A 19,034-nucleotide genomic window follows, 5' to 3' on the forward strand; every position below is an offset into this window, starting at 1 on the left:
TCCTAAGGTTTGCGCCATTTGTGCGGTGTATTCCTGGTCCTCCAGTGAGGGGGAATGCGCCAGGTCTTTGCCAGGGTAGCAGCCGGAATGTCTCAAGCCGCGAGAAACGGCTGGGAGGCCTTGGCGCGCCGTGGTCCCGTCCTGTGGCTGACCCTGTGCGGCGTGTTTCTGGTCGCGGGAATCTTCATCGCCACGGCGGTAGCCGTCGGCGAGTTTCGCGAGCGGACCCTCGCCAACCGCGAACGCGAGCTTGAAAACACGGTGAAGCTGATCGCGCGGCATTTCGATCAGCAATTCGAGGATTCCGACGTCGTCGCCGCCGACCTGATCGGGCAGATGAACCTGCCGGAGATCACCTCGCCTGCGATGTTCCGCGAGCGCATGTCGGGGCCAGCGGCCAACCAGATGCTGCGCAGCAAGATCAGCTCCGTGTCGTATCTCGGCGACATCGCGATCTACGATGCCGAGGGCGAGCTGATCAACTGGTCGCGGGCCCAGCCGCTGCCCAAGATCAACGTCTCCTCGCGCGCCTATTTCCAGTCGTTCAAATTCAACCCGGCGGCCGAGCCGGTGATCCTGGAATCGGTCCGCAGCTTCCTGATCGGCAAATGGACCACGGTCGTCGCACGCCGGCTGCGCGGCGCGGACGGCACCTTCCTCGGCGCCATGGTGCGGCGGATCGATCCGGACAGCTATCAGCAATACTTCGCATCGGTCGCGCTCGCCGACGGCACGGCCATTTCGTTGCTCGACCGCGAGGGCAAGTTGCTGGCGCGCTATCCGCACGCCGAGGAACTGATCGGGCGGAACTTCAAGGACGCGCCGCTGATGCAGAAAGTGCTGGCCGAAGGCGGTCAGCAGACGCTCCGCGGCAGGAGCCCCGTCACCGGCGAGGAGCGGCTCGGCTCGGCCGCGTCGCTGACGCATTTCCCGCTGGTCATCATCGCCACCAACATCACGGCAGCGGCGCTCGCGGACTGGCGGCAGCAGACCGGCTTCATGGTGGCAACGGCGGGCTTCTCGGCGGGCGTGATCGCGCTGATCCTCTATCTGATCATCCGCCAGATCAACCGGCAGAACCGCGAGGCCCAGCAGCGGATCGAGGCGGAGCGGCTCCGACTCGACACCGCCCTCAACAACATGTCGCAGGGGCTGATCCTGTACGACGCCGGCGGCACCATCGTCACCTGCAACCGCCGCTACGCCGAGATGTTCGGCCTTTCGCACGACGTCATCAAGCCCGGCTGTCACATCCGAGAGGCGATGTATCATCGCAAGGAGCGCGGCGCGTTCGACGGCGACGTCGAGGCGTTTTGCGCCGAGGTCATGAGGGTCGTCGCCGAAGGCACGGTCTCGACGCTGACCCATCAACTGGCCAATGGCCGCGCCTTCCAGGTCATCAACACGCCGCTCGCACAGGGCGGATGGGTCGCCACGATCGAGGACATCACCGAGCGCCGCAACCTGGAGCAGGAGCGCGACCGCAACTACACATTCCTGCGCGAGATCATCGACCACATCCCGTCGCAGATCACCGTGAAGGACGCCCGGACGCGGCAATATCTGCTGCTCAACGTTGTCGCCGAGCAGCTGTTCGGCCAGTCCCGCCAGGACGTCGTCGGCAAGACCGCCTTCGACATCTTCCCCGAGGGGGCCGCCGCCCACATCACCGACGACGACAGCAGGGCGCTGAAATCGGCCAAGGGCTTGTTCAAGGACGAGCACGCCTGGCAGATGCCCGGCATGGGCCTGCGCTACATCACCTCGACCCGCATCGGCATCAACGACGGCGCCGGCGAGCCGCGCTATCTCATTCATGTCATCGACGACGTCACCGAGCGTCGGCGCGCCGACGAGAAGATCGCGCATATGGCGCATTACGATGCGCTGACCGACCTGCCGAACCGGACCCTGTTCCGCGAGCAGATCGAACGCGAGCTGGCGAACGTCGCCGATGGCTGCCAGTTCGCGCTGCTCTATATCGATGTCGACGAGTTCAAGGGCATCAACGATTCGCTCGGCCACCACGTCGGCGACGAGTTGCTGAAGGCGATCGCAGGCCGCCTCCGCGGCTGCCTCAAGCAGGGCGACCTGATCGCGCGGCTCGGCGGCGACGAGTTCGCGGTGATCCAGACCGGGATTCAATCCCCCGCGGACGTGCTGTCCTTCGTGACGAGGATCTACCAGGCGATCCGCCAGCCCTATCATTGCCTCGGCCACCAGCTCTCGACCGATGCCAGCATCGGCATTGCGCTGGCGCCGCAGGACGGCTCAGACCTCGATCAACTCATCAAGAACGCCGACCTCGCGATGTACGGCGCCAAGGCCGAGGGCCGCCGCACCCACCGCTTCTTCGAGCCGGAGATGGATGCCAGCGCCAAGGCGCGCCTCAGCATGGAGCAGGATCTGCGCCAGGCCCTGGTGAACGGCGGCTTCGAGATCCACTATCAGCCGCTGGTCGACCTGCGCACCAACGAAGTCTCCGGCTGCGAGGCGCTGCTGCGCTGGCGCCATCCCGAGCGCGGCATGGTGTCGCCGGCCGAGTTCATTCCGGTCGCCGAGGACACCGGCCTGATCACCGAGCTCGGCGACTGGGTGCTGCGCATGGCCTGCAACGAGGCCGCGACCTGGCCGGCGCAAGTGCGCGTCGCGGTCAACGTCTCGCCCGTCCAGCTCAAATGCGACACGCTGGCGCTGCGGATTGCGAGCGCGCTCGCCGCCTCCGGGCTGGATCCGCGCCGGCTCGAGCTCGAGATCACCGAGGCCGTGCTGATCCGCGATGACGAGGCGGCGCTCTCGATCCTGCACCAGCTCCGCGCGATCGGCGTGCGCATCGCGCTCGACGATTTCGGCACCGGCTATTCCTCGCTGAGCTACCTGAAGCGCTTCCCGTTCGACAAGATCAAGATCGACCGCTGCTTCGTCGCCGACATCGCCGAGACCACCGGCTCGCCGGTCATCGTGCAGGCGGTGGTGAACATCGCGGCCGCCAGCAGCATGACCACGGTGGCCGAGGGCGTCGAGACCGAGGCGCAGCGCGACATGCTGCGCGCGCTCGGCTGCACGCAGATGCAGGGCTATCTGTTCAGCGCGCCGAAGCCGGCCAGCGAGGTGCGCAAGCTGTTCGGTGCCGGCGATGGCTCGCCCGGAACCTTGCCCGTGGCGGCGGTGGCCTGATGCCGAAGTCGCGCAGGACCGTCGATGTCGCCGATTCCTACGCGGTGCGGCTGATGCAGCACCTGGTGGTGCCGACCTTCGTGATCGACCCGAAGCGCCGCGTCGTGATCTGGAACAGGGCCTGCGAGCGGCTGACCGGCGTCGCCGCCTCCGAGGTGATCGGCACCAGCAAGCACTGGCAGGCGTTCTACGAGACGAAGCGCCCCTGCCTTGCCGACCTCGTCGCGCTCGACCGGCCCGAGCAGCTGCCGGAGTACTATCCGGAATATGCCGCGCGCGGCCACAACGGGCTCGGCTTCTCCGCGGAGAACTGGTGCGTGATGCCCAAGCTCGGCAGCCAACTCTATCTCGCCATCGACGCCGGCCCGATCCACGACGAGGCTGGCAACCTGATTGCGGTGGTGGAGACGCTGCGCGACCTCACCGACCAGAAGCGCGCCGAGATGGCCCTGAAGGAGCTCGCCACCAAGGACGGGCTGACCGGCTTGGCGAACCGCCGCGCCTTCGACCAGATGCTGCTCGGCGAATGGGCCCGCGCCCAGCGCACGCAGAAGCCGCTGGCGCTGCTGTTCGTCGACGTCGACCATTTCAAGCTGTTCAACGACCAGCACGGCCACCAGAGCGGCGACGAGTGCCTGCGCGCGGTTGCTGGCGTCGTCAGCCGGCACGCGGTGCGCCCGCTCGATCTCGCCAGCCGCTATGGCGGCGAGGAGTTTGCGCTGATCCTGCCCGACATGGATTCTGACACCGCCTGCATGGTGGCCGAGCAGATCCGCTATGCCGTCATGGCCTTGGCGATCGCCCATGGTGCGATGGGTGCCGGCGATCACGTCACCCTCAGCGTCGGCGTCGCCAGCCACGTTCCTGATGGGAGCGACGGCGGCCCGGACCGGCTGCTCGGCGCCGCCGACGAGGCGCTCTATGTCGCCAAACGCCTCGGCCGCAACCGCGTCGTCTGCGCCGAACGGGCGCTTGCCGAATTCGCCGCCCGCGGCGGAAAGCCGGTTCCGGCCCCGGTCAGGCGCAAATCGGCCTGAAGCGCGCTCCGGCGAGAAGCGGTTGCCCGCCCCGCGCCAATCGGCTAAATGAACCTGCAACTGCACCCGTAGCTCAGCTGGATAGAGCGTTGCCCTCCGAAGGCAAAGGTCACACGTTCGAATCGTGTCGGGTGCGCCAGCTCAGGATTTTGCGCGAGGCCGTGCGAGTCTCCTAACAGCGCGATGCGATTGGGATGGGTCTCATCGCGCTTTAGATGGTTGTTTGGACATAGTCTTTTCGGAAAACCGCTGCACACTTTTCCGGACCACGCGCTAGGACGCGCTCGAAGATTGGCCATACGCGATTGCAAGGAGCCGTTCGAGGCTTGACGTCAGCGATCGACGGGTCGCCCCAGCCCCCTTACCCGCATCATTGCCCGAGAAGCCTGGAATGCCGGTGGATACGGAGATGACCAATGAAGCTCGCGCGTGAAGGTATCCAACTGTCGTTCGACATCGCTGGGAAGGGATCGCCTGAGTTCCTGTTCGTCCATGGCCTTGGCGGGGATCGCACCCACTTTGCGCCACAGATGGAGTACTTCGGTCGGCACGTGTGCCCGGCAAGAGATAACGAATCCGGTCATCGTGGGTCAAAGCATGGGCGGCAACATGGCACTCGAAATTGCGGCCCGTTATCCGGATTTTCCTGCGGGGCTGGTGCTGCTCGATTCCGGCGTGCTCTTCCCTGCCTCGGCGGGAGCGGTGTTCACCAGCTACCTGGAGGGCCTGCAGGGGCCGAACTTTGCGGACGAGATCCGAAAAATCGTGGCGGACTCCTGTCTGCCGACCGATAGATGCCACGCCCATGTCGAACAGACCTTCCTGGCGACGCCACAGCACGTGCTGGTGTCGACGTTTAGGAGTCTGTTTCCCTGGGATGTGCATCGGGCGGGTCAGTGCGCCCAAGCGTGCCGGGTCCCGGTGCTGTATATCGAAGCGGCTCATCGGCTCGCGGATCTAGACCGCCTTGGCGCACTATGCCCGCAACTGGTTACGGCCAAGGCTGTTGGCTCCGGGCATTTCCTGTCGCTCGAGGTGCCGGAGCAGATCAACGCCATGATCGATCGATTCATCTCGCTTTACGTGCAAAGACGCGAATGAACTTCGCATGAGCGTGACGTGCCAACGGCTCCCAGGACGCTACATTGGCAGGGCGTATCAAGGTCAGACGAGATCGTGCCGGCACTCAATTCAGCATCGCGACAATCGCCTGGATCTGGTCGGACGCGGTCGTCACCAGTCCGTCATATGACGTCTGGCCGTGTGCGGCGGCCTTCAGGATGCATTCGGCCACGGCCGCTTTCAGGCCGAAGACTGACTGATGCGCCGGCACGCTTGCCATCACGGTCTCCAGTGCCTGACGCATCGTGTGAATGAGCTCGGAGCTGTATTGCATGGACCTGTCCTCCGCGGACTCATATTGGGTCGCGTGCCCCTGCTTGCCACTCACAAGCCTGCGATCGCGCTTTGACAACCGCCCATCCATCACCTCGCGCTTCTTTTCACGCGATTGTATCATCCTGCCATGAGCGAATCCGACACGATGCCTGGCGCAGCCGCGGCCGTGCGCAAGATCATCCATATCGACATGGATGCGTTCTATGCGTCGGTGGAGCAGCGCGACAATCCGGAGCTGCGCGGCAAGCCGGTCGCGGTCGGCGGCTCCGCGGAACGCGGTGTCGTTGCGGCAGCGAGCTACGAGGCGCGCAGGTTCGGCGTCCGCTCGGCCATGCCGTCGGTGACGGCGAAGCGGCAATGTCCCGATCTGATCTTCGTCAGGCCGCGCTTCGAGGTCTACAAGGCGATCTCCAGGCAAATCCGCGACATCTTCGCCGAGCACACGCCCGTCATCGAGCCGCTGTCGCTGGACGAAGCCTATCTCGACGTGACGGAGAACCTGCAAGGCATCCCGCTGGCGCGGGACATCGCGCTGAGGATCCGCGCGAAGATCAAGGCCGAGACCGGCCTCAACGCGTCGGCGGGCATCTCCTACAACAAGTTCCTGGCCAAGCTCGCGTCCGATCATCGCAAGCCCAACGGCCAGTTCGTGATCTCGCCGGAGATGGGGCCCGCCTTCGTCGAGACGCTCCCGGTCGGCAAGTTCCACGGCATCGGTCCGGCGACCGCGGCGAAGATGAACGCGCTCGGCCTGTTCACCGGCCGCGACATCCGTAACCAGTCGCTGGAGTTCATGAACGCCAATTTCGGCAAGTCGGGCGCGTATTATTATTGGATATCACGCGGCGTCGACGAACGCCCTGTGCGCGCCAACCGGATCCGCAAATCTGTCGGCGCGGAGAACACGTTCTCGACCGACCTCGACGCCTTCGACGCGCTTGCCGCCGAGCTCAGGCCTCTCGTCGACAAGGTCTGGCGGCATTGCGAGGCGACCGGCAATCGCGGCCGCACCGTCACCCTGAAGATCAAGTTCGCCGACTTCGAGATCATCACGCGCAGCAGATCGGTCGCGGCGGCCGTTGCCGGGCGCGACGATCTGGAGCGGTTGGCCTGCGGCCTGCTCGAAGCCGAGATGCCGCTGCCCAAGCGCGTCAGGCTGCTGGGAGTTGCGCTGTCCTCGCTCCACGCCGCCGGCGAATCGGAGCCGCAGCTGACGCTGGGCATCTGAACGCGGCGCGAGCTTTCGGCGACGGAGCGCACCAGGCGCGACGAACGGTGGCGGATGTTTCGATCCGCCACCGATGGAGGCAATCGCGCTCGGGTCCGTTCAATGCTTCATATGCTCGAACACCACGATCACGCCGGTCGGTTCGGGCTCATGCGCCATCAGGCGCGTCAGGTCGGAATCGCCCCAATCGGCGAGGCTGACGACCTCGCCGCTCTCGCGGTCGCTGCCGAGCGATCCCGTCGGCTCGAGGACCTTGAGCCCCATCTCGTCGACGAAGAAAGTGTGCTCGCCGAACATGCTGTTGAGCTGCGGCATCGCCGGATGTTCGTCGGGCAGCACCTGAGCGCCGAGTTGGTGGACGGTCTGCTTCACCTGTTCCGATGTGAGCTTCATGAGCTGCTCCGTTGCTGGATCCGGTTGTCATCGAGCCGGGCGGGAGCGAGCATTCCCTGCGCCCTTGTGCGCCTGGCTCAGAGTCCCGAACAGGCGCTGCGGACAAATGTTCCTGCGAAATGTATTTCGTGATCGCGAGTTTCATCGGCCGCGTTCGCAGCACAAGATCGCCACAGGATGCACACGATCGGCCGATCGACGCGCTACTCGCTGCTGTTCTCGCCGACCGACAGCGCGCAGATGCGTGACAGATATGTGTACGGCAGGCCGCTCTCCTCGGCCCAGGCATTGAACTGCGCCTGCACCTTGGCGAGATCGCCCTTCGACTTGACCTCCTCGGCGATGTCGAGACCAGCATCGCGCAGGCAGGCCACCACGTCCTTGGACGTCACGAAGCCGTCCCAGCCGACGAAGCGCAGCAGCATCTGGCCGGTGTTGCCGCCCAGCCGGCTGCCGCGCTTATTGAGGAGATCGAGCAGGCCGATCTCGTCGGACGACGGCCATTTCGCCAGAAACTTGCCGAAGCTGCCGTGCTCCTTCGCGATCTCCTGCACGAACGCGGCATTGTCCCGCACCGACATGATCTTGGCGCCGTTGCGCACGATGCGCGCATCGCGCAGCAGGCCCTCCCAATAGTCTTCGGGCTGGAAGCTGAGCTTGGCGGGCTGGAAATGCAGGAAGGCCGCTTCAAAGCCGTCCCATTTGGAATCGATCACGCTCCAGGCAAAGCCGGCGCAGAACACCCGCCTGGTCATCTCGGCGAGGATACGATCGTCGCCGAGCTTGGCCAGCCGCTTCAGGTCCGGCTTGGCCGGCATCAATTTGTCCAGCGCCCTGGGCCCGCCCTTGCGCTTCTCGGCGCGGGCGCGAACGGTCTTGAAGGAGGTCATGTGGACATGCGCTCTCGAGGATGCGCCACGACATCAGAATTCACGCGGCGGGTCCAGTCCCGCGAATATCAGGCGTCCTGATCGCATCGCCGGATCAGGCGAATTTATGTTGATTTCATCTCGGGGTTGCTATTCTGATGCCGGAGTGATGGAAATGATCCTTGTCACCACAACGCCCCTGTCTTCCTTCCCGTTGTCGTCCCCATTGATATGGCGAGCGGCGCGCTTGCTGCTCAGCAAGTGACTGTCTGCTGCGATGTCGTTCGTTTCCCTGGCGTTCCTTTGCTTTGTTCCCGCGACCTTTCTGCTCTATCACGCCACCTCGCGGCTTGCGGTTCAGAACGTCATCATCCTGGTCGCTAGCTACGTATTTTACGGCTGGTGGGACTGGCGCTTTCTGCCCCTGCTCGCCGGCATTTCCATCGTCAACTATGCCGCGGCGATCGTCATCGCCGCCTCCAAGCGCGAACAAACCCGAAAGCTCCTGCTCACTCTCGCCATCGCAGCGGCGATGATCGTTCTTGCGATCTTCAAATACTTCAATTTCTTCATCGATTCGTTCTCGATGATCGCCGAGCGCGTGGGGCTTCATCCGAACCTGCCGACATTGCGCATCGTGCTGCCGCTCGGCATCTCCTTCATCACCTTCCAGGGCATCGCCTACGTGGTCGACGTCTATCGCGGCAAGCATGCCGCCGAGAGGGACGTCGTCAAGTTTCTCGCCTTCAAGGCGTTCTTCCCGCAGCTCGTGGCCGGCCCGATCGAGCGGGCGAGCAACCTCCTGGATCAATTTTCGGCGCCGCGACGTTTCACGTCCGATCACGCCGAGCGCGCGCTCTGGCTCCTGATCTACGGCTATGCCATGAAGGTCGTGGTGGCAGACAGCCTCGCGCCGATCGTGGACACGCTCTTCATTCCGGAGCAGCCCTTCGGTTGGTCGGTCATCCTCGCCACGTTCGCATTCGGCATCCAGATCTATGCCGACTTCAACGGATACAGCCTGATCGCCAAAGGCGTCGCGCTGCTGTTCGGCTTCGAGCTGATCTGGAATTTCCGCTACCCCTACTGGTCGGTTTCGATCAGCGAGTTCTGGCATCGCTGGCACATCAGCCTCAGCACCTGGCTGCGCGACTATCTCTACATCCCGCTCGGCGGCAACCGCCGCGGCGAGCTCATCACCAACCGAAACCTGCTGCTTACGATGGCGCTGGGAGGTCTCTGGCACGGCGCGTCATGGACCTTCGTGCTCTGGGGCCTGGTTCACGGCCTGGCCCTCGTGGCCTGGCGCGCGTTTTCCGGCAAGGAGGCGCCGGGCTCGACGGTCGCCCGCGGCCTCGGCTGGGCTCTCACCATGCTGGTGGTGTTCGTGGGCTGGTTCTTCTTCCGCGCGTCCAATTGGAACTTGCTGGTGGGCATGCTCTACGCCCTCGGCAACTGGGAGTGGGCTCCGGTGCATAGCGCCGCCGGTCTCGCGATCCTGTCGCTGTCCGTGCCGCTGATGCTGCTGGAGTGGCAGCTTCGGTCGCGTGGCGACTATTCGGTCCTGCAGTGGCCTGCATGGCTGAGATATCCGCTGTTTGCTACGCTGGCGGCGATGACGATCGCCGCCTCCGGACACGTCAATGCCACCTTCATCTATTTCCAGTTCTAGATCATGCCCCTGAAACAGACGGTCGAATCGATCGGACAATGGCCGCTGGCAGGTGCGGTATGCATCGTTGCCCGACGGCTCATTCCGCTGGGCGTGCTCACCGCCCTCATTCTCGGCGTCGCACATTACATCCATCAGCAGAGCTTGCATCAATGGTCGCGCGGCATCGAGACCTACATCGTCCTGGAGCAAATCAGGCGCTCGGAGCGGCTGCCTGCGGCCGACCTTGCCTTTCTCGGCGATAGCTCCTGCCTGATGGGGATTCACGTCCCGACGTTGTTGCGGGCATTCCCGGGGTCCGGGATCGAGTCGTTCTGCACCATCGGATTCGTCGGTCCGGATGGCTATGGCGCGATGCTTGAAAAGATGATCGCCCGCGGGCGCCAACCCAGGAAGCTGGTTCTGGTGTTCAACCCGATTCAGTACGAGCGCGATCCGAGGTGGAATGAATGGGTGAGTTTCATCCGGACCAACCGCTTCGAAGTTCCGTCCGGCCTGACGTTTCCGGCCGGAGGCCCGGAGTACATCCGCCTGCTGATGGAGCGAGCGGTCTACAATCCGCTGCCCGGTGGTTACGCGGTGTATTACGGCGGCAAGGACCAGTTCATTTCAACCATTTGGTGCGAGCATGGCAGCGCGATCGATCCCAATCGGATGCTCGATATTCCTTCGCTGGACGCCTACAAGGCCACGCTGGCCGGTCACGTCTTCTTCAAGCCCGATCCCAAGATCAAGCCGTTCGTGATGAACGCGGAATTCGAGAAGGCGCTCGCCTCCTTGTCGGAAACGCTATCGAAGTTCGACCGGTCGAAGGTGTACCTCGTCATCACGCCGGTCAATTCGCTCTATGCCCAAGGCGGTCCACAGAGCTTTCATGCCGAGGCTGGTGAAAGGATCGCCGCCATGCTCGGCATCGACAGATCGCACTTCCTCGATACGCCGGATATGATGCTGGACATCATGTACGCGCACTATCCCTCGCATCTGCATCGATGGAGCCGGATCATCTACACCGAGCAGCTTGCCGAGGCTCTGGCGGGCCGTGGCATCCTGGGAAGGGAGAAGGGCAACTGAAAGACGGCCGGCCCCCGATCGGCTCGGGCGCGGCCCTTTTGCCGCGTCGGCGGGGCCGACAGGGCCGGTTTGCTTCTTGCCTTGGATGCCGGCCGTGGCAATATCCGTCAATTCGCAAGCCTTCCGATTGCTTTGACCTGACGGATTTTCAATGCGCTGCCTGGTCGTGGCCGACTTGCACTATTCGCTGCCTCAGCTCGACTGGCTGGTCAGCGCGGCGCCGCGATTCGACCTCGTGATCTTCGCCGGCGACGCGCTCGACATCGGCTCGATGGTGGATTTCCGCGCCCAGATCGTGGTGGTGAAGAAGTATCTCGCGCTGCTGGCCGCGACGACCCGCGTGATCCTCTGCTCCGGCAATCACGATCTCGACGAGCGCAACGCCGAAGGTGAGAAGATTTCGCGCTGGATCTCGGAGGTGCGCGAGCTCGGCATCGCCTGCGACGGCGACAGCCTTATCGTCGGCGACACCCTGTTCACGGTGTGCCCGTGGTGGGACGGACCTCAGGTCAAGCAACGCCTCGTCGCGCAGTTGCGCGATGCCGCGGCCGTCAGGCCGCAGCGCTGGATCTGGGCGCATCATGCGCCGCCGGCGGATTCACCGACGAGCTGGGGCGGCAAGCGCTTCTTCGGCGACGTCGAGCTGGTGCAGTGGATCATGCAATACCAGCCGTCGATGGTGATCTCGGGCCATGTGCATCAATCACCCTTCATCAGCAATGGATCGTGGTTCGATCGGCTGGGCCAGACCTGGGTCTTCAACACGGGCCTGCAACCCGGCCGTCCGCCGACCTACATCGTGCTCGATCTCGATGCCGACAAGGCGTTCTGGCTGGCGGCCGGCGCGGCGCAGTGGATCGACCTGAATGCGCCGCTGCAGCGGCCCGCCGCCGCCATCGAGGCGCCGCCCGACTGGCTCACATTCTTGGATCGGATTGCCGATCCGAGCCTGGCGAAACCTCAAGCGGCGGCAGGTTGATCATGCTCTGGAGCACCTCGCCGACCATGGCCAGATGCGTACCGTGGCCGGCATATTGCCGCTTCAGATCGGCGAGGTAAGTGTTGGCGACGTTGAGCCGCTGCGCCAGCATTTTTGCGATCAGCAGGGCCACGCCCGGCTCCTTCTCGAGGAACGAGGCGGCATCCTCGAACTCGTAGACGATGGCGTCGGAGCAGGCCCGCACGGTTGCGGTGTGCGGCTCGCCCAGCAGCACGGACATCTCACCCAGCACGGCGCCGGGCTCGGTGACGGTGGCGACCACCATCTCGCCCTTGAGCACCTCGAGCCTGCCTTGCATCAGCACGTAGAGATGGCCGGAGGTGCCCCCCTCGGCGACGATGATCGTGCCGGCGGCAAGCTGCCGCTCCGTTCCGCCGGTGCAATAATCGAGGACTGCACGCATCGTACGAAAGCTCCGTCGCGGGACGATACCCAGTGCCGGAATACTAGAGCACGATCCATGCCGGGCGGCAATCAGCGGGGAGCGGCGGGCGCGAGGCGCGTCACACCTGGGACAGCGAAGGCACTTCGCCTGGCAGGATCGCCTGCAGTCCGCCAAAGCGGCGCTCGCGGTTGTGGAAGGCGGCGAGCGCCTCGGCGAGATCGCCCGCGTCGAATTCGGGCCACATCCGCTCGGTGAAGTGCAGCTCGGCATAGGCGCCTTCCCAAAGCAGGAAGTCCGACAGCCGCTTCTCGCCGGAGGTACGGATGATGAGATCGACGTCGCGAAGGCCAGCCTCGCCTGTGACCAGCTGCGAGAAGGCTTCGCGGGTGAGGCTGGTCAGCGCGGCCGCCTTCGCCGCGGCATTGAGGATGGCGTCGCGCGCGGAATAATCGACGGCGATGCGCACATGCAGCGTGCGGCCATCGGCGGTGGCCGCCTCGGCGCGCGCGATCGCGGCGGCGATGCCGTCGGGCAGGCGATCGCGGCGGCCGATGACGGAGAGGCGCACGCCGTTCTTGACGAGGCTCTGCACTTCGTTCGCGAGGTAGAAGCGCAGCAAGGTCATCAGCGCCGCGACCTCGGCCTTCGGCCGCCGCCAATTGTCCGTGGAGAAGGCGTAGAGCGTCAGCGTGCCGATGCCCTGCTTGGGGGCGGCCTCGACGATGCGGCGGATGGTCTCGACGCCGGCCTCGTGACCGCGCAGGCGCGACAGGCCGCGCCGCGTCGCCCAGCGGCCGTTGCCGTCCATGATGATGCCGACATGAAGCTTCTCGTTACGGGACGTGATGTCACTTTGCATTGCAAAGTCTCCGGTCAAAAAGGGGGAGGATCAGGTCGAGGCGATACCGAGGCGGCCGAGCGGCGGCGCCTCGCGGCCGGCGGCCTTCGCCGCGTCGCGCACCAGCCGCTCGAGCACGGCGAGATAGTCGAGGAAGCGGCGGCGGCCGGCCTTGGTGAGACGGCAGGTGGTGTGCGGACGGTTGCCCTCGTAGCCCTTGGTCACCTCGACGAGGCCGGCCTCCTGGAGCACGGCAAGGTGCCGGCTGAGATTGCCGTCGGTGAGGCCGCAGAGCTGCTTGAGATCGCCGAATGCCAGCCCCTTGGGATGCGCCATCAGCGACGTCAACAAGCCGAGCCTCGCCTTCTCGTGGATCACGCGGTCGAGCCCTTCATAGGAGAAGGGCGCGCTGTCAGTCTTCGACATCGTTGTCTCCGGAGGCGAAATGCAGAATGGCCGCCATGAGCGATTGCCCGATCACGAAGGGCAGCCCCATGGTCCATGGCGACAGCGCGTGGGTTCGGCTCGCGAGCACCACGACCGCGAAGCCGGACACGAAATACCAGGCGCCGGCGAGCGCGACGGTGCGCGGCAACGAGCGGACCGAGGCGAAGATGCCGAGCGACACCAGGATCTGCCACAGGCCCGGCAGCAGCCACAGCGTCTCGCTCGCGAACTTCCACATCACCACCGCGAGCAGAACGCCGGCAACGCCCGCCGGCAGGAACTGCTCGACCGCCTGGTGAATCATCGCGTCGGCGAGACCGGAATGATGGCGTCGCGACCGCGCGCGCATCTCGATGCCGATGATCAGCCCCGAGAGCGCGGCGGCGATGAACCAGCCGATGAAGAAACCGAGCGGCTCGCCGGTGGGATCATCCAGCAACCAGAACTGCAGAATGGCGGTGATGAGTGCGACGGCGCCGGTCGCAGCCATCGCGGCCGGGCCGTAGCCGCGGAAGGCCGTGCCCGCCGCGATCTGGCTGCGGATCGCCACGATGTCGGCCAGCGCCTTGTCGAGATCGCGCATCGGCACCGCCAAAACCTCGTTCCACCCGGGCATTCGCAGGACAGCTGGTCCCGTTACTTTGTATTGCAAAGTATATGGCACCGCAAAGTAAATGCAAGCCCGAATTGCTGCGGGCAGCCGAAACGATGAGAGCGGACAACTGACGGTTGCGCCTCACCTGCCCTCGCGGATAAGATGGGTGCAAGCGCGTTTGCCGGGGGCTGGTATGTGGTTGAGGTCGTTGGTCGTTGCGTTGGTGTTGCAGCTGAGTGTGGTCGGAGCGAACGCGGCGGGGCCGTTCGGCACCGTCAATGTCGGCAACTGGATCGGCGGCGCGTTCAGCAATGACGAGACGGGCGCGTTCTCCCATTGCGCGGCGACGACGCCTTACGCGAACGGCGTCATTCTCGTCGTGGGTTACAATGCCACCGGCACCTGGACGCTGGCTTTTGCGAGTCCGAGCTACCGCTTCAACAAGGGCGAGAGCGCCGCGATCGACGTGACCTTCGACGGCCAGGAGCAAGCCAGGCTGTACGCTACGGCGTATCAGTCCAACATGCTCACCGCCGTCATGCCGCTCAAAGTCGTGCGTACCTTTCAGAAGGCGAGCCTCATGGTGGCGACAGCCGGTCGCGCCGTTCTGAATTTCGATCTGACATCGACCGGGCCGGTGATCGCGGCACTGACCAACTGCGTAAGCAAGGTGAAAGCCGACGGGCTCGACAAGGCGGGCGATTTCACCAAGGGTGCGGCCAAGCCGGCGGCGACGGCGGAGAAGCAGGCGGCACCGCCCTCCGGCGGCAAGCCTGCCCGAGCCAGGAGCGGCACCGGCTTCGTCGTCAGCACGGGCGGGCACATCGTCACCAACCACCATGTGATCGACGGCTGCGTCGGCGACATCAAGGGCAATCTCACCGGCGAAGCCGCAATGGTGCTGCGCGTCGTGTCGAGCGACGCCAACAACGATCTCGCCCTGTTGCAGGCGCCCTCGACGACGACCTTCAAGGACTTCGCCCGGATCCGCGACCGCTCGATCCGCTCCGGCGATTCCGTCGTCGCGATCGGCTTTCCCTATCATCCTGACGTCGGACTTCAGCGTGACCACCGGCATCGTGAGCTCGCTCAGCGGCATGCGCAACGACTCGCGCTTCCTGCAGATCAGCGCACCCGTGCAGCCCGGCAATAGCGGCGGGCCGCTGTTCGACAACACCGGCCAGGTCGTGGGCGTGGTCACCGGCAAGATCCCGGCCTTGCGCATCGCGGTGGCGACCGGCAACATCCCCGAGAACATCAACTTCGCCATCAAGACCGGCGTGCTGCGCGACTTCCTCGACAATTCGATCGTGCCCTATCAGACCGCCGAGCCAAAGAGCGAGCTCAAGACCACCGACATCGCCGCCAACGCCCGGCCGTACACGATGCTGATCTCGTGCAATGCGACGGAGCAGGCCGACGCGAAGCGGTAGCTATCGGAGCAAGGCACACCCTGCATATCACCCTCCGCTGTCATTCCCCGCGAAAGCGGGGAATCCAGTACGCCGCGGCTTCTCGGCCCTAGCCGCGCCGCCTCGGAGTACTGGATCGCCCGGTCAAGCCGGGCGATGACACATTTGATGTGCGTCGAGCGCTGCCCTCACCCGTGACAGCACGCCGCCTTCGCCGGCTGCGGTTCGTACTGGTCGCGCAGACGCACCCAGTCCATCGGATAGGGCAGGCCTTCCTCGTGACGGCCGAGCGGGGTGAGATCGAGATATTGATAAGCGGCGTTCATCATGTCGAGACCGCGGGCGAAGCAGGAATAGGTATGGAAGATCGCGCCGGCCTCGTCGCGGTAGAACACGCTGATGCCGGGCAGCTCGGGGCCGTACAGCGGCGTGGTCCCGAAATTATACATCGGCTTGCCGGTCGCGACCTCTTCCTGTGAGTACGTCACGCCGTAATCGCGGTTGAAGTCGTTGCGGCCTGAGGAAACCCAGTCGAAGGTCCAGCCCATCCGCTTCTTGAACGCCTCGAGCTTTGCGCTTGGCGCCAGCGAGACCGCAACCATCGCGGTGTCGCGCGCGGCCAAATGCGGCACCATGCGCTCGAACCCATCGGCCCAGAACGAGCAGCTCTTGCACGCCGCCTCCCAATCGGGTGCGAACATCACGTGCTGCACGATGAGCTGCGGCCGGCCCTCGAACAGGTCGCCCAGCGACAGAATGCCGTTCGGCCCGTCAAATTCGTACGCCTTGTCGACCTTGACCCAGGGCAGCCGGCGGCGCTCGTCGGCAAGCCGTTCGCGGGCCTGGGTCAACTCCTTCTCATGGTCCAGAAGGGCCTTGCGCGCGGCGATCCATTGCTCGCGCGAGACGATCTGATGTTGCTGCATGGCGTTCTCCTTGGTCAGGCGACGAAAGCATCGAGCTTGTCGAACAACGAGCTCCAGCCGCGCTGGTGGTTGTCGCGTGCGGTCTCGTCGAAGAACTGGGCGTGATGGAAGATCATCAAGGTGCCGGCGCCATCAGGTTTCAGCGAGATCGTCACCAGCGATTCACGCTCCGGCGTCGAGTGCCAGGCCCAGGTGAAGACGAGAAGCTCGTTCGGCATCACCTCGCGATAACGGCCGCCGGCCTCGAAATATTCGCCGTCATCGCCAATGAAGCTGATGCGAAACCGGCCGCCGACGCGAACGTCGAGCTCGGCTTTAAGCGTCGCCGGCTTCATGTTCGGCGGCCCGAACCATTGCGCTAGCTGCGCGGCTTGCGTCCAGGCGGCGTAGACCTTTTGCGGCTGCGCGCGGAGCCGGCGCGTGAGCGTGAGGCTTGGTCGTTCTGCCGGGCGTTCGGCGGCGTTGGCGACTGCGTTGGCCATGTCTCTTCCTCCACGAAGGCGGCGAGGCGATCGAGATTGTGGGACCAGAACTGCGCATAGCGATTGAGCCAGTTCATCGCCTGCTCCATCGGTTGCGCGGTCAGCCGGCAGGCAACCGTGCGCCCGGTCTTCTCGCGCACGATCAGCCCGGCATCCGTGAGCACGTCGAGATGCTTCATGATCGCCGGCAGCGACACCGCAAACGGGGCCGCCAGCTCGCTCACCGACAGGCCGTCCTGCTCGCCGAGGCGCGCCAGCAAGGCACGCCGCGTCGGGTCGGACAGCGCCGCAAAAGTCCGGTCCAGCGTCTCGTCCCTATACTTAACCATGTGGTTTAGCATAGACGCGAGCGCGACACCGTCAAGCCGGAACCCGCAGACGCGGATCCGCACGACTGCGTGATCTGTTGCTGGACGCAGGCTGCATCAACCAAGCAACGCAAAGAAAAAAGCCCTGCCGAACGGCAGGGCTCTCTTCCCGGTCATCACGAGATCGCTACTCGACCTTCAGGCCGGCGAACTCGACGACCTTCTTCCACTTCTCGGTCTCGGCCTTGATCTCCTCGCCGAACGCCTCGGGCGTCTGCACCCGCGGCTCGCCGCCGAGTTCGACCAGGCGCTTGGCCATGTCGGGCTCCTTGATCACCGCGTTGACCTCGGCGTTGAGCTTGGCGATGATCTCCTTCGGCGTGTTCTTCGGCGCGCCCATGCCGAACAGCGCGCTCGCCTCATAGCCCTTCACGGTGTCGGCGATCGGCTGCACGTCGGACAGCTGCGGCGAGCGTTCCGTGGTGGTGACGCCGATGGCGCGCAGGCTGCCGGAGCGGATGTGCTGGATGATCGAGGGCATGTTGTCGAAGATCACCTGCACCTGGCCGGCGAGCATGTCGGTGATCGCGGGCGCGGCGCCGCGATAGGGCACGTGCTGCATCTTGCAGCCTGTCATGGCCATGAACATCTCGCCGGACAGATGCACCGAGGTGCCGTTGCCGGACGAAGCCATGTTCACCTTGCCGGGATTGGCCTTCACGTACTCGATGAACTCGGCGACGTTCTTGGCCGGCACGTCCTTGTTGACGGTCATCACGTTCGGCACGCGCTGGAACGAGGCGACCGGCGCGATGTCGCGCACGAAGTTGAACTTCAGATTGGCGTAGAGCGAGGCGTTGATGTAGTTGGCCGGATTGACCAGCTGCAGCGTGTAGCCGTCGGGCTCGGCATTGATGACCGATTCGGTCGCGATGTTGTTTCCGGCGCCCGGCTTGTTCTCGATCACGAATTGCTGGCCGAGCTTTTCCGACAGCCGCTGGCCGATCAGCCGTGCCAGGATGTCGGTGGCGCCGCCCGGCGGATAGCCCACCACCCATTTCACCGGACGGGCCGGATAATCGGCGGCAAGCGCCTTCGACAGCGGGGTGGCGGCAAGCGGACTGGCGGCGAGCAGGCCCAGCGCGGTACGGCGAGTGATCATCTCAAGGGTTCTCCCAGTGTTGTTCTTGAAGTCGGATGGCTTGAAGGCCGCGTGGCCGCGGTTGTAACAAAGCTGGCCGCGGGCGGAAAGTGCGCGGGGCACTTCACGACGAAAGGATGAGACATGACGGTCAAGGTTCATGCCCTGGATCATCTCGTGATCAATGTCACCGATGTCGCGGCAAGTGCTGCGTGGTACGGCAAGATTCTCGGCATGGATGTCAAGCTGTTCGATCCCGGCGGCGGCAAAGCGCCGCGGACTTTCCTTGAATTCGGTAACCAGAGGATCAACGTCCGGCAACGCGACGCCGACAAGGTGGAGTGGTTCACCGCGGACCACCCGACGGCGGGCAGCGAGGACCTGTGCTTTCTCACTTCCGCCACGCCGGACGAGGTGGTGGCGCATTTGCGGGCACATGGCGTCGCGATCGAGGAAGGCCCGGGCCCGAGGCAAGGAGCCCGCGGCACGCTGCGCTCGGTCTATTGCCGGGATCCCGATGGCAGCCTGATCGAGATCTCGTCGTACGAGGATGGTAGCCGGTAGGACCTCCGCTTCCCGCCCCAAACACCGTCATTGCGAGCGAAGCGAACCAATCCAGAATCCCTCCGCGGAACCAGTCTGGATTGCTTCG

At 64.6% G+C, this 19,034-nt stretch carries 18 protein-coding genes, 1 tRNA gene and 2 pseudogenes; 10 read left to right on the forward strand and 11 right to left on the reverse strand.

Going from position 1 to position 19,034, the window contains the following annotated elements:
- The first annotated feature begins 54 nt into the window (after positions 1 to 54).
- The 4 genes from ACNJYD_RS37955 (at position 55) to ACNJYD_RS37970 (ending at position 5,315) form a co-directional block, all read left to right on the forward strand.
- Positions 55 to 3,177 (forward strand): bifunctional diguanylate cyclase/phosphodiesterase, encoded by a 3,123-nt coding sequence (locus tag ACNJYD_RS37955; RefSeq protein ID WP_439364962.1) that lies wholly within the window; start codon positions 55 to 57, stop codon positions 3,175 to 3,177.
- Positions 3,177 to 4,214, forward strand: coding sequence for a sensor domain-containing diguanylate cyclase (locus tag ACNJYD_RS37960; protein ID WP_212255755.1), 1,038 nt, complete (start codon positions 3,177 to 3,179; stop codon positions 4,212 to 4,214). Before ACNJYD_RS37955 ends, ACNJYD_RS37960 begins: the two co-directional genes overlap by 1 nt.
- Positions 4,215 to 4,276: 62 nt before the next feature.
- Positions 4,277 to 4,353: transfer RNA gene (locus ACNJYD_RS37965), tRNA-Arg, on the forward strand.
- Between the two features lie 458 nt (positions 4,354 to 4,811).
- Positions 4,812 to 5,315, forward strand: coding sequence for an alpha/beta fold hydrolase (locus ACNJYD_RS37970; RefSeq protein ID WP_439364964.1), 504 nt, complete (start codon positions 4,812 to 4,814; stop codon positions 5,313 to 5,315).
- A gap of 85 nt (positions 5,316 to 5,400) precedes the next feature.
- Here ACNJYD_RS37970 and ACNJYD_RS37975 read toward each other — a convergent pair whose 3' ends face one another.
- Positions 5,401 to 5,610: a hypothetical protein gene (locus ACNJYD_RS37975; protein WP_439364966.1), complete on the reverse strand. Its 210-nt coding sequence runs from the start codon at positions 5,608 to 5,610 to the stop codon at positions 5,401 to 5,403.
- 129 nt (positions 5,611 to 5,739) lie between these two features.
- Here ACNJYD_RS37975 and dinB point away from each other — a divergent pair, with 129 nt between their 5' ends.
- On the forward strand, positions 5,740 to 6,840 hold the full coding sequence (gene dinB / locus ACNJYD_RS37980) for a DNA polymerase IV (RefSeq protein WP_439364967.1): 1,101 nt from the start codon (positions 5,740 to 5,742) through the stop codon (positions 6,838 to 6,840).
- Between the two features lie 99 nt (positions 6,841 to 6,939).
- On the opposite strand, the gene ACNJYD_RS37985 is transcribed toward dinB, so the two are convergent.
- Positions 6,940 to 7,233 (reverse strand): hypothetical protein, encoded by a 294-nt coding sequence (locus ACNJYD_RS37985; protein WP_172787942.1) that lies wholly within the window; start codon positions 7,231 to 7,233, stop codon positions 6,940 to 6,942.
- 203 nt (positions 7,234 to 7,436) lie between these two features.
- Positions 7,437 to 8,123 carry a DNA-3-methyladenine glycosylase I gene (locus tag ACNJYD_RS37990; protein WP_439364969.1) on the reverse strand — a complete coding sequence of 229 codons (687 nt, stop codon included), beginning with the start codon at positions 8,121 to 8,123 and terminating at the stop codon, positions 7,437 to 7,439.
- Between the two features lie 256 nt (positions 8,124 to 8,379).
- Between ACNJYD_RS37990 and ACNJYD_RS37995 the strand changes: the two genes are divergently transcribed.
- The 3 genes from ACNJYD_RS37995 to ACNJYD_RS38005 all read left to right on the forward strand — a co-directional run bounded on the left by ACNJYD_RS37995 (position 8,380) and on the right by ACNJYD_RS38005 (position 11,827).
- Entirely contained in the window at positions 8,380 to 9,774 is a 1,395-nt protein-coding gene (locus ACNJYD_RS37995) for an MBOAT family O-acyltransferase (RefSeq protein WP_439364970.1), read from the forward strand.
- A gap of 3 nt (positions 9,775 to 9,777) precedes the next feature.
- Positions 9,778 to 10,848, forward strand: coding sequence for a hypothetical protein (locus tag ACNJYD_RS38000; RefSeq protein WP_439364971.1), 1,071 nt, complete (start codon positions 9,778 to 9,780; stop codon positions 10,846 to 10,848).
- Between the two features lie 151 nt (positions 10,849 to 10,999).
- Positions 11,000 to 11,827 carry a metallophosphoesterase family protein gene (locus ACNJYD_RS38005; protein WP_439364973.1) on the forward strand — a complete coding sequence of 276 codons (828 nt, stop codon included), beginning with the start codon at positions 11,000 to 11,002 and terminating at the stop codon, positions 11,825 to 11,827.
- Here the strand turns inward: ACNJYD_RS38005 and ACNJYD_RS38010 are convergent.
- The 4 genes from ACNJYD_RS38010 to ACNJYD_RS38025 all read right to left on the reverse strand — a co-directional run bounded on the left by ACNJYD_RS38010 (position 11,766) and on the right by ACNJYD_RS38025 (position 14,101).
- Complete coding sequence (locus tag ACNJYD_RS38010) at positions 11,766 to 12,251, reverse strand: Crp/Fnr family transcriptional regulator (RefSeq protein ID WP_439364975.1); 486 nt, start codon at positions 12,249 to 12,251, stop codon at positions 11,766 to 11,768. The genes ACNJYD_RS38005 and ACNJYD_RS38010 overlap by 62 nt on opposite strands.
- A gap of 100 nt (positions 12,252 to 12,351) precedes the next feature.
- A complete protein-coding gene (locus tag ACNJYD_RS38015; RefSeq protein ID WP_439364976.1) occupies positions 12,352 to 13,092 on the reverse strand; it encodes a di-trans,poly-cis-decaprenylcistransferase in 741 nt (246 codons plus the stop codon).
- 30 nt (positions 13,093 to 13,122) lie between these two features.
- On the reverse strand, positions 13,123 to 13,497 hold the full coding sequence (locus tag ACNJYD_RS38020) for a transcriptional regulator (RefSeq protein WP_025033235.1): 375 nt from the start codon (positions 13,495 to 13,497) through the stop codon (positions 13,123 to 13,125).
- Positions 13,484 to 14,101, reverse strand: a complete 618-nt coding sequence (locus tag ACNJYD_RS38025; protein ID WP_260381356.1) for a hypothetical protein — start codon at positions 14,099 to 14,101, stop codon at positions 13,484 to 13,486. The genes ACNJYD_RS38020 and ACNJYD_RS38025 overlap by 14 nt, the downstream gene beginning before the upstream one ends.
- Positions 14,102 to 14,306: 205 nt before the next feature.
- Between ACNJYD_RS38025 and ACNJYD_RS38030 the strand changes: the two are divergent.
- Positions 14,307 to 15,546: pseudogene (locus ACNJYD_RS38030) on the forward strand (S1C family serine protease).
- Positions 15,547 to 15,713: 167 nt separating this feature from the next.
- Here the strand turns inward: ACNJYD_RS38030 and ACNJYD_RS38035 are convergent.
- From ACNJYD_RS38035 to ACNJYD_RS38050, 4 genes and pseudogenes are all read right to left on the reverse strand, one after another.
- Complete coding sequence (locus tag ACNJYD_RS38035) at positions 15,714 to 16,451, reverse strand: DUF899 domain-containing protein (protein ID WP_172787951.1); 738 nt, start codon at positions 16,449 to 16,451, stop codon at positions 15,714 to 15,716.
- Positions 16,452 to 16,465: 14 nt separating this feature from the next.
- Positions 16,466 to 16,798 (reverse strand): annotated as a pseudogene (locus ACNJYD_RS38040) (SRPBCC family protein); the annotation flags it as partial.
- An 11-nt stretch (positions 16,799 to 16,809) separates the two neighbouring features.
- The gene (locus ACNJYD_RS38045) at positions 16,810 to 17,262 is read right to left on the reverse strand and encodes an ArsR/SmtB family transcription factor (protein WP_172787952.1); all 453 of its coding nucleotides are present in this window, start codon (positions 17,260 to 17,262) and stop codon (positions 16,810 to 16,812) included.
- 166 nt (positions 17,263 to 17,428) lie between these two features.
- The gene (locus ACNJYD_RS38050) at positions 17,429 to 18,403 is read right to left on the reverse strand and encodes a Bug family tripartite tricarboxylate transporter substrate binding protein (RefSeq protein WP_439364979.1); all 975 of its coding nucleotides are present in this window, start codon (positions 18,401 to 18,403) and stop codon (positions 17,429 to 17,431) included.
- 123 nt (positions 18,404 to 18,526) lie between these two features.
- Between ACNJYD_RS38050 and ACNJYD_RS38055 the strand changes: the two genes are divergently transcribed.
- Positions 18,527 to 18,946, forward strand: coding sequence for a VOC family protein (locus tag ACNJYD_RS38055; protein WP_172787954.1), 420 nt, complete (start codon positions 18,527 to 18,529; stop codon positions 18,944 to 18,946).
- Positions 18,947 to 19,034 lie beyond the last annotated feature (88 nt).

It is taken from the genome of Bradyrhizobium sp. SPXBL-02 (genome assembly GCF_051853065.1).
In the GTDB taxonomy this organism is placed as follows: domain Bacteria; phylum Pseudomonadota; class Alphaproteobacteria; order Rhizobiales; family Xanthobacteraceae; genus Bradyrhizobium.